Here is a 14,066-nt window from a genome sequence, read left to right as displayed (position 1 = left end):
CTCCTTTCAGGCGTCGTCTTCGAACATATCGCCCTGATCCTCGTCATCGTCACCCTCTTCCCCACGCTCGGACAGGGCGCCGGGGGAGGGGCGGTTTTCAAGCAGCCCGGCGGCGCGCAACTCTTTCAGACCGGGCAGGTCCCGGGCGCTTTCCAATCCAAAATGGTCCAGGAAGGCCTGAGTTACAACATAGGTGACCGGACGGCCCGGTGTCATGCGCCGGCGGCCGAAGCGAACCCATTCCAGTTCAAGCAGCTGATCGACGGTGCCGCGCGACACGGAAACGCCCCGGACTTCTTCGATCTCGGCGCGGGTGACAGGGGCGTGATAGGCGATGATCGCCAGGGTTTCGATCGCCGCGCGCGACAGTTTGCGGGTCTCGACCGTTTCCTTTTGCATCAGAAAACCCAGGTCGGGCGCGGTGCGGATCGCCCAGGCGTCGCCCACCCGCACGACGCGCACGCCGCGCCCGTCATAGCGTTTGCGCAGCAGCACCAGCGCCTCGGCCGCGTCGCAGCCATGCGGCATCCGTGCGTTCAGATCGGCCACCGTGACCGGCTGGGCCGAGGCAAACAGGATCGCCTCGACCATGCGCTCCTGCTCGGCCAGCGGCGGCGCCTCGAACAGGCTTTGTTCCCGGTCTTCGGTCATAATCCCCCCTTGGCGCGAATCTGGATCGGGGCGAAGGTGTCGCCCTGCCGGATCTCGATCGCGCCGCGCTTGGCCAGTTCCAGCGAGGCGGCGAAGGTGGCGGCGGTGGCCGAACGGCGGCGCGCCGGATCGGTTTGCCAGCCTTCGGGCAGATAGCTGGCCAGCATGGTCCAGTCCCCGGCATAGCCGATCAGTCCGCGCATCCGGTCCAGCGCCTGTTCCATGCTGAGGATCGCGTCGCGGTCCAGCACGAAGGGGCGGAAATCGTCATGGGTGCGGATCCGGGCATAGGCCTGCATCAGTTCCAGCAGCGTGGCGGTATAGCTGACGCGACGGATACGGGTTACATCCTCGGGGATGCCACGGGCGAAGACATCCCGCCCAAGCTGATCGCGCCCCATCAGCCGCGCCGCGGCATCGCGCATCGCCTGCAGCCGTTCGAGCTGAAACGCCAGATGCGCGGCCAGCTCTTCGCCCGAGGGGCCCGCGTCATTGGGATCGGGCGGCAAAAGTAGCCGCGATTTCAGGAAGGCCAGCCAGGCGGCCATCACCAGATAATCGGCGGCCAGTTCCAGCCGCAGCGCCTTGGCCTTTTCGACAAAGGCCAAGTATTGCTCGGCCAGATGCAGGACCGAGATTTTGCGCAGGTCCACCTTCTGGGTCCGCGACAGCGTCAGCAACAGGTCGAGCGGCCCCTCGAACCCGTCCACATCGACGATCAGCGCCTCGGCGGCCAGACGTTCGGCCACCGTGTCGGGATCGGAGGCGAACAGGTCAGGCATCGGCCCGGTCGCGCATCAGCGCGTCCCAGTCGGCGGTCAGGGCAGCGATATCGCCCGCAGGCGCGCCGCACAGCGCCAGTGCGGCCGCGGCGCGGGCCTGGGCCCGGTCGCTTAGGGTACCACAGGTCGCGGCCACCATCTGCATTTCGGCCAGATCGCCGTTGCAGTGCAGCACCGCGTCACAGCCCGCGCGCAGGGTGGCCGCACAGCGCGTCGCCATGTCGCCCGCCAGCGCCTGCATCGAGATGTCATCGCTCATCAAAAACCCGTCAAAGCCGATCCCGCCGCGCAGCAGGTCGATCATCGCGGGCGATGTGGTGGCCGGGTCCTCCGCGTCGATCGCGGCATAGACCACATGCGCCGTCATCGCCAGCGGCAGGTCGGCCAACGCCCGGAACGGGGCGAAATCCGCCTGTTCCAGCGCGTCGCGCGGCAGGTCGACGCGCGGCAGGGCCAGGTGGCTGTCCACGGTCGCGGCGCCGTGCCCGGGCATATGCTTGATCACCGGCAGGACGCCGCCGGCCAGCAGTCCCGCAGCCACCGCGCGGGCCATTTCGGCGACGGTCTGCGCATCCTCGCCCAGACAGCGGTTGCGCAGCACCGGGTGGGTCACGTCGCGGGCGATATCGGCGCAGGGCGCGCAGTTCACGTCGATCCCGACCGCGCGCAGCTCGGCCGCGATCAACTGATAGCGCAGGCGCAGCACATCGCCCGCGCGCGGGCCAGCGGCGCGCACCTCGTCAAGCGGGGGCAACCACTGACGCCAGTGCGGCGGGCCCATGCGCTGTACCCGCCCGCCTTCCTGATCGATCAGGATCGGCGCGTCGCGCCCCAGACAGGCGCGCAGATCGCCGGTCAGGCGGCGCAGCTGGTCGGGGGTCCGGATATTGTGGGCAAACAGGATAAAGCCCAGCGGGTCGGCTTCGGTGAAAAAGCGGCGTTCGGCATCCGTCAGGGTCGTGCCCGCACAGCCGAAGAAATACGCCCCTGCCCCGGCAAGGCTCACCGTGCCACCACCGGGATGCAATCGGCCTTTTCGGCGGTCAGGGCGGCGCAGAAGCGGCGCGCGTCGGAAATGTCGGTAAAGCCCACGGCGCGCAGCCGATAGAAGGTGTGCCCACCGCTGACCGCCGACTGGATCAGGCGCTGCTTGCCATCCATCAGGCTGTCGAAACGCGACGACAGCCGCTGCCATTCAGCGCGGGCCACATCGGCGCTGTCGAAGGCGCCGAGCTGCACCAGATTGGTGCCGGGCAGAACCGCGCTGGCGGCCAGCTCTTCGGGCTTGGCGGGGGTGGCGGCGGCGGTCACGGCGTTGATCGCGGCACGGGCGGCCAGATCGCCCTCGGGGCGCGGCCGGGGGCGGGGCGACGACACCACACCGGGCACAGGGTCCGGAACCAGCCGGGTCGAATCTGTGTCTTCGGGGGCTGTTTCGTCAGATGTCGCAAGGGTGTCGGCGATTTCAAGCTCGGCCGGGCTGTCTTGCGGCGCGCGCTCCTCCGCCATTGCCAGCGCCACTGCGGCGGTCACCGGATCGGGGGCGGTAATCGTGGTCTCTGCCGGGGGTGTGGCGGGTTCGGGGGCGGCCTGTTTCAGCTGCGGCTGCGGGCGCAGATCGGCGCGCGGCGCGTCTTCGTCGGCCAAATCCACCGGGCGCGGTGCCAGCAGCAGGCGGTCGGCGGGCGGCGCGGCCTCGCCCTCGGCGGCGACGCGGTTCACCGCCAGCCCTTGATGATCGGCCTGGCTGCCACCGGGATCCTCGGGGGCGATCCGCATCGGCCCTTCCAGCGCGCGCACCACCGGCACGCCGGACACGTCGCGCACCGTCAGCCGGTAGCCCCAGACCGCCAGCCCCACGACCAGCACGACCGAGGTGACCGCCCCGGCCCAGGTGGTCGCGGTTTGCAGCGCGCCGCGCGCCGGAGGCGCGGTCGGGGTGTCATATTCGTCGTAATTTGCGCGCGCCATCGCCGCCTCATTGCCCTTGGGCGGCGCAGAAACCCCGCGGCCCACCCAGTCTTGCCTGCCAGCACCCAAACGGTCTGCGCCTGTTTCTCAGCGCATTTCCTCTACCGGGGTCACGCCAAGAATACCAAGACCCGCGGAAATAACAACGGCAACAGCCCGCGCGAGGGCGATTTTAGACTGCGACACGGCGCTGTCGCCTTCCTGCACGAAGCGCAGCGCAGGCAGTTCGTTGCCGCGATTCCACAACCCGTGCAGTTCGGATGCCAGTTCGTAAAGGTAGAAGGCCACCCGGTGCGGCTCGTGCGTGCGGGCCGCGATTTCAACCAGACGCGGCCATTCGGCCAGTTTGCGGGCCACGACCAGTTCGGCCTCGTGATCCAGCCGGGCCAGATCGGCCGCCGCCAGGGTGGTATCCTCGACCGCGATCCCGGCCTCGCCCGCCTTGCGCAGCACCGAACAGACCCGCGCATGGGCGTATTGCACATAGAAGACCGGGTTGTCGCGGGATTGTTCCAGCACCTTGTCGAAGTCGAAATCCAACGGCGCGTCGTTCTTGCGCGTCAGCATCACGAAGCGGGTCACATCGGTGCCGACCTGATCGACCACCTCGCGCAGGGTGACGAAATTGCCGGCTCTTTTCGACATCTTGAAGGGCTCGCCGTTCTTGAACAGCCGCACCAGCTGCGTCAGCTTGATATCCAGCGGCACGCGCCCGTCCGACAACGCCGATACCGCCGCCTTCATCCGTTTGACATAGCCGCCGTGATCGGCGCCGAACACGTCGATCAGCGCGTCGAAGCCGCGCTCGATCTTGTCATAATGATAGGCGATGTCGGGCGCGAAATAGGTCCAGGCGCCATCGGATTTCTTGACCGGGCGGTCCACGTCGTCGCCATGCAGGGTCGAACGGAACAGGGTCTGCTCGCGCGGTTCCCAATCTTCGGGCATCTTGCCCTTGGGCGGCTCCAGCACGCCTTCATAGATCAGGCCCTTGTCGTCCAGCGCCTTCAGCGCGGCCTCGATCCGGCCTGTGCCGTAAAGCGCTTTCTCGGAAAAGAATACGTCCATCTCGACGCCAAGCGCGGCCAGATCGGCGCGGATCAGATCCATCATCTTGTCGGTCGCATAGTCGCGAATTTCGGCCAGCCAGACCTCTTCGGGCTGATCGACATAGACGGTGCCGACCTCTTCGGCCAGGGCCGCGCCGACCTCGATCAGATATTCCCCGGGATAGGTGCCATCGGGAAATTCGACCGCCTCGCCATGCGCTTCCAGATAGCGCAGATAGACCGAGCGGGCCAGCACATCGACCTGCGCCCCGCCATCGTTGATGTAGTATTCGCGAGTCACGTCATAGCCCGCATAGCCCAGCAGGCTGGCCAGCGCATCGCCGAACACCGCACCGCGGGTATGGCCCACATGCAGCGGGCCGGTCGGGTTGGCCGAGACGAACTCGACATTCACCCGCGCGCCCTGCCCCATGGTCGAGCGGCCGAATTCGGTGCCGGTTTGCAGCGCGGCGCGCACCACGCCCTGCCAAACCTGTGCCGCCAGCCGCAGGTTCAGGAACCCCGGCCCCGCGACCTGCGCCGAGGCCACGCGCGGGTCCTCTTCCAGTCGGCCGGCCAGGATAGAGGCGATGTCGCGCGGCTTTACCCCGGCGGGCTTGGCCAGCACCATCGCGGCATTGGTCGCCATATCGCCGTGGGCCGCGTCACGCGGCGGCTCCACCGTCACATTGGCAAAATCCAGCCCCTCGGGCAGCACGCCTTCGGCCACCATCGCGGTCAGGCTGTCGATCACAAGCGCACGCAGTTCGGTAAATAGGTTCATGTTCCGGCCATCCTGTCGTTGTCCGGCGGTTTACCACGGGGGTGGCGGGCGTCAATGGCCGGGGTTGCCCTGCGGCTTTGCCGCGATCTCCGGCTCGGGCGGCATCATGACGATCAGCCGTGTGTCGGGGATGGCGCGAAACTCTTCGCCTTCGGACAGCAGGCGCAGCCCGCCACCGGGCGCGATCCGGCCCAGCAGCATCGCCTCGGGGTTCTTTTCGCGCCATTGCGCCAGGGTGAATTCCTCGGTCAGGCGCGGCACGCGAAAGGTCCATCCTTCGGAAATCAGGCGGTTCAGCTCGTAATAACCCTGCCCCGCGCCCAACGCCCGCCCGCCCAGCGTGGCGGGCAGCGCGTGGCGGGTGCTGTCCTGCTTGGCGCGCTTGAGCTGAAAGACATTCTCGCGGCCGAATTCCGGTGCCAGATCGGTGGCGACCAGCGTGTTATAGGCGTCGTTGTCGGTGGCGGCGATCACCTTGCCATAGCTCATGATCTCGACCCCGTGCTCGGCCGCCTCGGACAGGATGTCGCCAAAGAAGGTGGGCAGGCCCATCTCGCGCGCGCCGCGCAGTCGGGCGCGGTTGGCATCGACGATCAGCACCGGCACCTCGGCCTTTTTCAGCGCCTCGGCCAGGCCGGTCGCCCAGCGCGACCCGCCGACCAGCAGAACGCCCGGCACCTCGGCCCCGGCCAGGCCCAGCGCCCGCGCCAGCGGTGTCAGGGTAAAGCCGTGCAACACCACCGTGGCCGCCACCAGCGCAAAGGCCAGCGGCCCGATCCGGGCGCCATCGGTGATACCAAGCCCGGCCAGCCGGTCACCGAACAGCCCCGCCACCGCCACCAGCACGACGCCGCGCGGGCCGGTCAGCGCGACCAGCAGCCGCTCGCGCCAGGGCACATCGGTGCGGATCAGCGACACCAGCACCGTCACCGGCCGCGCCACCAGGATCACCGCCAGCACGAACGCGCCCGCGCGCCAGTCCAGCATGGCCAGGCTTTCAACCTTCATCGACGCGGCCAGCAGGATGAACACCCCGGACACAAGCAGCACGGTGGCATGTTCCTTGAAGCGGCGCAGCTCGGTATAGCTGGGCAGGTCGGCATTCGCGATGTAAAGCCCCATGATCGTGACTGCCAGCAGCCCGCTTTCATGCAGCACCGCATCCGACAGCGCAAAGACCACCAGCAGCAGTGCAAACAGCACCGGCACCTTCATGTATTCGGGCACCCAGGCCCGCCGGAATGCCGCCGACAGCCCCCAGCCGCCCAAGGCGCCCAGCGCCGCCGCGACCACCACGCCGATCACCAGTTCAATCAGCGCATGCCCCGCCGTGGTGGCGGTCTGCAACACCAGCACCACCTCATAGGCCAGCACCGCGGCCAGCGCGCCGACCGGGTCGTTGACGATCGCCTCCCACTGCAACAACTGGGCGGGGCGGCGTTTCAGCCGCGCCTGGCGCAGCAGCGGCGCGATCACCGTGGGGCCGGTCACAATCATGATGCCGCCGAACACCGCCGAAGCGGCCCAGCCCAGCCCGGCGACATAACGCAGCGCCAGCGCCGACAAAAGCCAGCCCAGCGGCGCCCCGATCACCACCAGCCGACGCACCCCGGTCGCGGCATCGCGCAACCCGTGCAGGTTCAGCGTCATCCCGCCCTCGAACAGGATGATCGCCACGGCGATGGAAATCATCGGCCCCAGCAGCGGCCCGATATCGCGCGCAGGATCGAACAGGCCCAAAACCGGCCCGACGATCAGACCGGCGGCCAGCATCAGCACGATGGCCGGCATCCGCATCCGCCAGGCCAGCCATTGCGACCCCACGCCCAGCGCCCCCACCAGCGCGAAAACCATTATCGGCGCCAACGCCCCGTCCGCGGCCACTGCCATGATCCTCATACTCCTTGCTGCGCGCGGTCAGCTTCGATCAATCGGCCGGGCCGCACAAGCGTCACGCGCCGTCCCCCAACAGACGGGCATGTTCCTGCATCGCAAACCGGTCGGTCATGCCGGCGATGTAATCGGCCACGATCCGGGCCAGCTCGGTCTCGTCGCGCGCCGATTCCACATCCTTGCGCCACTGCTTGGGCAGCAGTTCGGGATTGACCATGAACAGCGGGAACAGGTCATTGATCATCGCGGTCACCTGCGTGCGCATCACCACCACGCTGGGCGCGCGGTACATGCGCTCGAACAGGAAATTACGGATCACCTTCAGCTGCTCCCACAGATCCGGCGTGAACTGCACCATCGGCCGGCCGGCCATGCGGATGTCATGCGGCGATTGCGGGTCCAGTTCGGCCAGCCGCGCCTTGGCCACCTCCATCACATCCGACACCAGAATGCCGAAGAACCGGCGCAGCGCCTCGTGCCGGCGGCGGTAATAGTTCAGGCCCGGATAGATCTGGTCCACCTCGGCGAAACAGCCGCCCAGCACCGGCAGTTCGGCCAGCTCATCGGTCGAGAACAGCTCGGCCCGCAGCCCGTCATGCAGGTCGTGGTTGTTATAGGCGATGTCATCGGCCAGCGCGGCCACCTGCGCCTCGGCCGAGGCATAGGTGTGCAATTCCAGGTCGTGCACCGCATTATATTCGGCCAGCGCATAGGGCAGATCGCCGGTGACCGGGCCGTTATGCTTGGCGATGCCTTCCAGCGTTTCCCATGTCAGGTTCAGCCCGTCGAATTCGGCATAATGCCGTTCCAGCCGGGTGACGATGCGGATCGCCTGGGCGTTATGGTCGAACCCGCCATAGGGCGCCATCAGCGCCGATAGCGCATCCTCGCCCGTATGGCCAAAGGGCGTGTGGCCCAGATCATGGGCCAGCGCCACCGCTTCGGTCAGTTCCAGGTTCAGCCCCAGCACATTGGAAATCGTCCGCGCCACCTGCGCCACCTCGATCGAATGGGTCAGGCGGGTGCGGAAATAATCGCCCTCATGCTCGATGAAGACCTGGGTCTTGTGCTTGAGCCGCCGAAAGGCCGACGCATGGATGATCCTGTCGCGATCGCGTTGAAAACAGGACCGGAACGTGCTTTCCTCTTCGGGGTACAGCCGCCCGCGCGTCTGCGCCGGATCGCAGGCATAGGGTGCCAGCATGTTGTCGCCTCTGCTTGTCGCCGCTTGCCTGCGTTCATATATTGAAGATGTCGCCAAGATGATACGGGATTTTCGCCATGAACCTGACCCTGCCCCCCAAAGTGACCGAGCGCGCCTTCGCCCGGCTGGCCGAGATCGGCGCGGGTGCCGACGGCAAGGCCCTGCGCGTGGCCGTCGAAGGCGGCGGATGTTCCGGCTTTCAGTATGAAATCAAGCTGGATGCCGTGGCCCAGGACGATCTGGTGCTGCAAGGCGCGGGCGAAAAGGTGGTGGTCGATTCCGTCTCTCTGCCGTTTCTGGCCAATGCGGTGATCGACTTTACCGAGGAACTGATCGGCGCGCGGTTCGTGATCGAGAACCCCAATGCCACGGCTTCGTGTGGCTGCGGCACCAGCTTTTCGATGTAAGGGCCTTCAGTCGCGGCGGATCACCTGTTTCCAGCCGGTGATCATCGGGCGGATCAGATCCTCGCCCTTCCAGCGCTTATAGAACGCAATCGCCGCCACATGCACCACCACCATCAGCGCGATCAGACTGCTGAGGGTTTCATGCCAGGCGGTGGCGCTGCGCGAGGTTGCGGTGCTGACCCGGTCGGCCAGCGGCCCCACATTGATGTAATCCTCGGGGTCGGCCACAAGGCCCGTCGCGACCTGTGCCACCAACAGCCCCAGCAACACAAAGACCGAGATCGCCCCCAACGGGTTGTGCCCCGGCCAATAGCTCGGGGTCCGGTCGCGCAGGTGGCGGGCGTAATCCAGCGTGGCGCGCGGGCCGTACAGGAACTGCGAAAACCGGGCCGGTCCGGGGCCGATCAGACCCCAGACCAGACGGAAGCCAAGCAGCCCGATCACCGCATACCCGAAATAGAAATGCAGCGTCATCACGTCGGGGCCGAACTTGCCCAGCCCCCAGCCCACGATCACGCAGACCGCAAGCGCCCAGTGGAACAGGCGAAGCAACGGATCCCAAAGCCTGACGCGCTCGGGTGTGGTGGCGGTTCTGGGCGGGCTGCGCATGGATCAGAAATCCTTGGCGCGGTAATCGTCGTGGCAGCCCTTGCAGGTGCCGCCGACCCCGGCCACGCCCTTGCCCAGCGCGCCCTGCCCGTCGGCGGCTGTGTCCTGCAGCATGGCCACGGCCTCGGCCAGCGCCATGCCTTTGCCCTTGAACCCGTCCATGTCCTGCCAGATCACCGCCTCGGCGCGGGTCTTGCCGGGCTTGTCGGCTTTCGAGCTGTCCATGGCCCACAGGTGGCCCGTGTTATAGCGGACCAGGGCCGCCAGATTGTCGGCATGCAACTGCGCCGCCTCGGGGCTGTAATCGACCTCGCCCTTCACCATCGGCACCAGCGCGCCCATCTCGGCGCCCAGCAATTTGAAATAGCCCTGGCGGGCGGCGATCGCATCGTCAATCGGTTCGGCCACGGCCATCAGGGGAAGACCGGCCAGAAGGGTGGAAAAAAGGACTGCGCGCATGGGAAGGCTCCGCTTTGCTAAATGGGTTTCACCGCTGTTACACGGCGCTCACAGCCCAAATCGTCGCATATCTGCGTAATATTTCCATGAGACAGATGCACACATTCGCGTTTATTGATGCGGCCCTGCGTCGCAGTGTCAGCCACGCGCCGCCCCGATCGCCGCATCCAGAATGCCCAGCGCGCTGTCGATCTCGGCCGGGCTGACGGTCAGCGGCGGGGCGATGCGAAAGACGCTCATCATCCCCGGCAGGTTGGCGATATTCATGCTTAACCCGCGTTCGGTGCAGCCCTGGGTGACCGTCGCGCCCAGATCCTGTCCCGGCGCTTTGGTCGCGCGGTCCGCGACCAGTTCCAGCCCCAGTAACAGGCCGCGCCCGCGCACATCGCCCACACAGGCGTGGCGCTGCATCAGATCGCGCAGCCCGGCCTCCAGCTGCGCGCCCCGGTCGCGCGCGGCCTGAACCAGATTATCGCGCGCGACGATTTCCAGCACTTTCAGCCCCACCGCCGCCGGCAACGGGTCGGACACATGGGTGGTGTAGAACAGAAAACCGCGCTTGTGGCATTCGGCCTCTATCTCGGCGCTGGTTACCACCGCCGACAGCGGCAGCCCCGCGCCCAGCGTCTTGGACAGTGTCAGGATGTCGGGCACGATCCCGTCGCGTTCGAACGCATACATCAGCCCGGTGCGGCCGATGCCGGTCTGCGCCTCGTCCAGGATCAGCAGCATCCCGCGCCTGTGGCAATGGTCGCGCAGCGCGGTCAGATAGCCTGCGGGCAGATCGATGATGCCGCCGGTGCTGAGGATCGGCTCGGCGATGAACGCGGCCAGCCCGCCGGTCGATTGCCGGTCGATCTGGGCGAAGGCATCGTCCAGCTCGGCACGCCAGTCCAGATCGAAACCGGGAAAGCGCGGGCGGTACGCGTTCGGCGCGGGAATGGCGAAATTGCCCGGCGCCACCGGCCCGTATCCGCGCCGCCCGGCCGCATAGGTCGCCGCAGCCGCCGCACCCGTCATCCCGTGCCACGAGGTCGAAAAGCTGACCACCTCGAACCCGCCGGTATAAAGCTTGGCCATGCGGATCGCCGCCTCGTTGGATTCGCCGCCGGTGCTGAGCAACAGCGCACGGTCCAGCCCGTCGGGCAGCGTGGCGGTCAGCGTCTCGGCCAGCGCGAGAACGGGCTCGGACAGCATGACCGAATTCAGGTGCGCCAGCCGGGCCACGGTTTCACAGACGGTTTCCACGATTTCGGGATGGGCATGGCCCAGCACCGCGCTCATCTGCCCCGAGGTGAAATCGAGGATCTCGCGCCCGTCCGCGTCCACCATCACCGTGCCCTTGGCCGAGGCGATCTTGTACGGAAAATAATCGCCGCCGAAGCGGATCATCGAATTGGCGGCACGGGTCAGGAAATCGGAGCTCATGGCGGGGACCTTCGGGTTATGGGTCCGCCGATGCTAGCCGCTGGGGCGGGAATGGAAATCGCAAACCCGGCGGCGGCGCGAAAATTCCCGCCCGCCGGGGCGGCAGCGGTGAAATTTCCCGCCACCCTGCCCGATCACGCGGCAGATGGCTTGACGCCGCCACCGCCGCGCGCGCATCTGCGGCCATGATGCAAACCACGACCCGACATACCGACACGCTAATCCTGGGCGCCGGCGCCGCCGGGCTGATGTGCGCGGCCTTTGCCGGTGCGCGCGGCGGGCGGGTTCTGATCGTCGATCATGCCCGCGCGGCGGGTGAAAAGATCCGCATCTCGGGCGGCGGGCGCTGCAATTTCACCAATTTGCACGCGGGCGCCGGCAACTATCTGTCGCAAAATCCGCATTTCGCCAAATCGGCGCTGGCCCGCTATAGCCAGTGGGATTTCATCGACCTGCTGGCGCGCCACGCCATCCCCTGGCACGAAAAGACGCTGGGCCAGCTGTTTTGCGACAATTCCGCCAAGGATATCGTGCGGATGCTGCTGGATGAGGCCGCGCGCGCAGGGGCCGAACTGCTGCTGCAAACCGCCGCCACCGAGATCGCCAGAACCGACAGCGGCTTTGCCGTCACCCTGTCGAACGGGCAGCGCATCGCCGCCCGCGCACTGGTGATCGCCACCGGCGGCAAGTCGATCCCGAAGATGGGCGCGACCGGTTTCGGCTATCAGGTGGCGCAGCAGTTCGGCCATGCGGTCACCGAAACCCGCCCCGCGCTGGTGCCGCTGACCTTCGGCGATCTGTTCCGGCCGCTGGCCGGCGCCGCCCTGCCCGCCCGCGTCGGCTGCAACGGTGCCAGCTTTGACGAGGCGGTGCTGTTCACCCATCGCGGGCTGTCGGGCCCGGCGATCTTGCAAATCTCCAGCTATTGGCGCGACGGTGATGCGATCACCCTGAACCTGTCGCCCAACGCCGACCTGTTTGCGCAGCTTCGCACCCGCCGGGCCGAGGCCGGGCGCAAATCCGTCGCCACCATGCTGGCCACGCTTCTGCCCAACCGGCTGGCCGTCTTCACCACCGAGCGGCTGAACCTGACCGGCAATCTGGCCGATTTTTCCGACACAAAGCTGCGCGAACTGGCCTTGGCGCTCAGCGACTGGCACCTCACCCCGACCGGGTCCGAAGGCTACCGCACCGCCGAGGTCACGCTGGGCGGGATCGATACCGATGGGCTGAATGCCCGCACGATGGAAAGCAGGACCGTGCCGGGCCTCTATTTCATCGGCGAGGTGGTGGATGTGACCGGCTGGCTGGGCGGTTACAATTTCCAATGGGCCTGGTCCTCGGCCCATGCGGCGGGCACGGCAATCGCGGGTCCGTAACGGGGAAACGGACGTTGCGGATGGGCGTTACCCCACCGCACACAGCCGCGCCGTATCGTCCGGAACGCCCGCGACCTGCTCGACCATCATTGCCTTGGGGCGGCGCACCAACAGGATCGCGGGGTTGGATACGCCTTCGTCGCGGATCGTGTCTGCCAGGCTGCCCAGCCGCGCCGTCACATGGCGCTGCTGCGGGGTCGAGGCCGCGCAGATGATGTCGACCGGCGCATCGGCGGACACCCCCGCCGCCATCAGATTGCGGCTGATCTCGGCCGCCTGCCGCACGCCCATATACAGCGCCAGCGTGGTGCCCGGCTGCAGGGTCTGGCCCCAGTCGGGCGCATCGTCGCCATCCCGACAGGTGCCGGTGGCGAACACCACCCGGTCGGTCTGGCCGCGTTCGGTCAGCGACTGGCCCACGGCGGCGGCGGCGGCGGTGGCCGCGGTCACGCCCGGCACCAGCTCCACCGTCAGCCCCGCAGCGCGGGCGGCGGTCAGTTCCTCGCCCGCGCGGCCGAAGATGCACGGATCGCCGCTTTTCAGCCGCACCACCCGCTTGCCCTGTTTCGCGGCCGCCACCACCACCGCGTCGATACGGTCCTGCGGCCAGGCGCAGGCACCCACGGCCTTGCCCACAAACACCCGTTCCGCATCGCGGCGGGCCAGTTCCAGCACCTCGGGCTCCACCAGCCGGTCGTAGAAGATGATATCGGCCTCCTGCAACCGTTGCACCGCGCGCAGGGTCAGCAGATCGCGCGCACCGGGGCCCGCGCCGACCAGGCTGATCATGCCGGGCGCATCGCCGCTGTCGGGCGCGCGCCCCGCCGCAATCGCGGCCTTCAGCGCGCGGGCGGCATCGCGTTCGGCCCCGGCGGCGTGCAGCTGGCGCGGCGCATCCGCAAACGCCCAACGCCAAAAGGCGCGCCGATCCTCTGCCGCCACGCGGGACGCCACCGCGCCACGCATCCGGCCCGCAAGTGCGGCGAAGGCCCCCAGGCGCGGCTCCAGCATGGTTTCGATCCGGGTCTTGATCTGGCGCGCCAGCACCGGCGCGGTGCCTTCGGTGCCGATCGCCACCACAACCGGGTCGCGGTCCACGATCGAGGGCGTGATCGCGTCGCACAGATCGGGCCGGTCGACCACATTGACCACGGCACCCGCCGCTTTCGCCACCGCATGCAGCGCGGCGTCGGTTTCGGCACAGCCGGTGGCGATGAAGACCAGCGCGCAGCCGGCGAACTGCGCCGGCGTGACCGGTCCCGCGTGATGGCGCGCGCGGCCCGCATCGACCAGCGCCTGAAGCTCGTCGTCCAGCTCGGGCGCCAGCAGGGTCAGCCGCGCCTCGGTTTTCAGCATCAGCCGCGCCTTTTGCGCCGCCTGCTCGCCGCCGCCCGCGATCGCCACATCGCGCCCGGCCATGGTCAGAAACATCGGAAAGGTCTTCATCGCA

General features: G+C 67.6%; 13 protein-coding genes. 2 read left to right on the top strand and 11 right to left on the bottom strand.

The window, feature by feature from the left end; translation table 11 throughout:
• Positions 1–6: 6 nt before the first annotated feature.
• From scpB to ACSR1C_RS04105, 7 genes are all read right to left on the bottom strand, one after another.
• On the bottom strand, positions 7–651 hold the full coding sequence (gene scpB / locus ACSR1C_RS04135; protein WP_460258074.1) for an SMC-Scp complex subunit ScpB: 645 nt from the start codon (positions 649–651) through the stop codon (positions 7–9).
• A complete protein-coding gene (locus ACSR1C_RS04130) occupies positions 648–1,433 on the bottom strand; it encodes a segregation and condensation protein A (protein WP_460258073.1) in 786 nt (261 codons plus the stop codon). Before ACSR1C_RS04130 ends, scpB begins: the two co-directional genes overlap by 4 nt.
• Entirely contained in the window at positions 1,426–2,439 is a 1,014-nt protein-coding gene (gene nagZ / locus ACSR1C_RS04125; RefSeq protein WP_460258072.1) for a beta-N-acetylhexosaminidase, read from the bottom strand. Before nagZ ends, ACSR1C_RS04130 begins: the two co-directional genes overlap by 8 nt.
• A complete protein-coding gene (locus ACSR1C_RS04120) occupies positions 2,436–3,404 on the bottom strand; it encodes an SPOR domain-containing protein (RefSeq protein WP_460258071.1) in 969 nt (322 codons plus the stop codon). The genes nagZ and ACSR1C_RS04120 overlap by 4 nt, the downstream gene beginning before the upstream one ends.
• Positions 3,405–3,491: 87 nt before the next feature.
• Positions 3,492–5,237 (bottom strand): arginine--tRNA ligase, encoded by a 1,746-nt coding sequence (gene argS, locus ACSR1C_RS04115; protein WP_460258070.1) that lies wholly within the window; start codon positions 5,235–5,237, stop codon positions 3,492–3,494.
• A 51-nt stretch (positions 5,238–5,288) separates the two neighbouring features.
• Positions 5,289–7,127, bottom strand: coding sequence for a cation:proton antiporter (locus ACSR1C_RS04110; protein WP_460258069.1), 1,839 nt, complete (start codon positions 7,125–7,127; stop codon positions 5,289–5,291).
• Between the two features lie 61 nt (positions 7,128–7,188).
• Positions 7,189–8,334, bottom strand: a complete 1,146-nt coding sequence (locus ACSR1C_RS04105; protein ID WP_460258068.1) for a deoxyguanosinetriphosphate triphosphohydrolase — start codon at positions 8,332–8,334, stop codon at positions 7,189–7,191.
• Positions 8,335–8,417: 83 nt separating this feature from the next.
• Between ACSR1C_RS04105 and ACSR1C_RS04100 the strand changes: the two genes are divergently transcribed.
• Positions 8,418–8,741: a HesB/IscA family protein gene (locus ACSR1C_RS04100; protein ID WP_460258566.1), complete on the top strand. Its 324-nt coding sequence runs from the start codon at positions 8,418–8,420 to the stop codon at positions 8,739–8,741.
• Between the two features lie 6 nt (positions 8,742–8,747).
• Here ACSR1C_RS04100 and ACSR1C_RS04095 read toward each other — a convergent pair whose 3' ends face one another.
• The 3 genes from ACSR1C_RS04095 to ACSR1C_RS04085 form a co-directional block, all read right to left on the bottom strand.
• The gene (locus ACSR1C_RS04095; RefSeq protein ID WP_460258067.1) at positions 8,748–9,350 is read right to left on the bottom strand and encodes a cytochrome b/b6 domain-containing protein; all 603 of its coding nucleotides are present in this window, start codon (positions 9,348–9,350) and stop codon (positions 8,748–8,750) included.
• A gap of 3 nt (positions 9,351–9,353) precedes the next feature.
• A complete protein-coding gene (locus tag ACSR1C_RS04090; protein ID WP_460258066.1) occupies positions 9,354–9,809 on the bottom strand; it encodes a c-type cytochrome in 456 nt (151 codons plus the stop codon).
• Between the two features lie 138 nt (positions 9,810–9,947).
• Positions 9,948–11,237 carry an aspartate aminotransferase family protein gene (locus ACSR1C_RS04085; protein WP_460258065.1) on the bottom strand — a complete coding sequence of 430 codons (1,290 nt, stop codon included), beginning with the start codon at positions 11,235–11,237 and terminating at the stop codon, positions 9,948–9,950.
• 188 nt (positions 11,238–11,425) lie between these two features.
• Here ACSR1C_RS04085 and ACSR1C_RS04080 point away from each other — a divergent pair, with 188 nt between their 5' ends.
• Complete coding sequence (locus tag ACSR1C_RS04080; RefSeq protein WP_460258565.1) at positions 11,426–12,616, top strand: BaiN/RdsA family NAD(P)/FAD-dependent oxidoreductase; 1,191 nt, start codon at positions 11,426–11,428, stop codon at positions 12,614–12,616.
• A gap of 27 nt (positions 12,617–12,643) precedes the next feature.
• On the opposite strand, the gene cysG is transcribed toward ACSR1C_RS04080, so the two are convergent.
• Complete coding sequence (cysG, locus tag ACSR1C_RS04075) at positions 12,644–14,062, bottom strand: siroheme synthase CysG (protein ID WP_460258064.1); 1,419 nt, start codon at positions 14,060–14,062, stop codon at positions 12,644–12,646.
• Between the last annotated feature and the right edge of the window lie 4 nt (positions 14,063–14,066).

Source organism: Actibacterium sp. D185-2, from assembly GCF_054954595.1.
The sequence above is the reverse complement of the archived record's forward strand: the minus strand, read 5'-3'. Positions and strand labels throughout refer to the sequence as shown.

Excerpts from the sequence above, each read along its gene's own strand:
- scpB (WP_460258074.1), bottom strand. The coding sequence starts at position 651 with ATGACCGAAGACCGGGAACAAAGCCTGTTCGAGGCGCCGCCGCTGGCC.
- ACSR1C_RS04130 (WP_460258073.1), bottom strand. The coding sequence starts at position 1,433 with ATGCCTGACCTGTTCGCCTCCGATCCCGACACGGTGGCCGAACGTCTG.
- ACSR1C_RS04120 (WP_460258071.1), bottom strand. The coding sequence starts at position 3,404 with ATGGCGCGCGCAAATTACGACGAATATGACACCCCGACCGCGCCTCCG.
- argS (WP_460258070.1), bottom strand. The coding sequence starts at position 5,237 with ATGAACCTATTTACCGAACTGCGTGCGCTTGTGATCGACAGCCTGACC.
- ACSR1C_RS04110 (WP_460258069.1), bottom strand. The coding sequence starts at position 7,127 with ATGGCAGTGGCCGCGGACGGGGCGTTGGCGCCGATAATGGTTTTCGCG.
- ACSR1C_RS04105 (WP_460258068.1), bottom strand. The coding sequence starts at position 8,334 with ATGCTGGCACCCTATGCCTGCGATCCGGCGCAGACGCGCGGGCGGCTG.
- ACSR1C_RS04095 (WP_460258067.1), bottom strand. The coding sequence starts at position 9,350 with ATGCGCAGCCCGCCCAGAACCGCCACCACACCCGAGCGCGTCAGGCTT.
- ACSR1C_RS04090 (WP_460258066.1), bottom strand. The coding sequence starts at position 9,809 with ATGCGCGCAGTCCTTTTTTCCACCCTTCTGGCCGGTCTTCCCCTGATG.
- ACSR1C_RS04085 (WP_460258065.1), bottom strand. The coding sequence starts at position 11,237 with ATGAGCTCCGATTTCCTGACCCGTGCCGCCAATTCGATGATCCGCTTC.
- ACSR1C_RS04080 (WP_460258565.1), top strand. The coding sequence starts at position 11,426 with ATGCAAACCACGACCCGACATACCGACACGCTAATCCTGGGCGCCGGC.
- cysG (WP_460258064.1), bottom strand. The coding sequence starts at position 14,062 with ATGAAGACCTTTCCGATGTTTCTGACCATGGCCGGGCGCGATGTGGCG.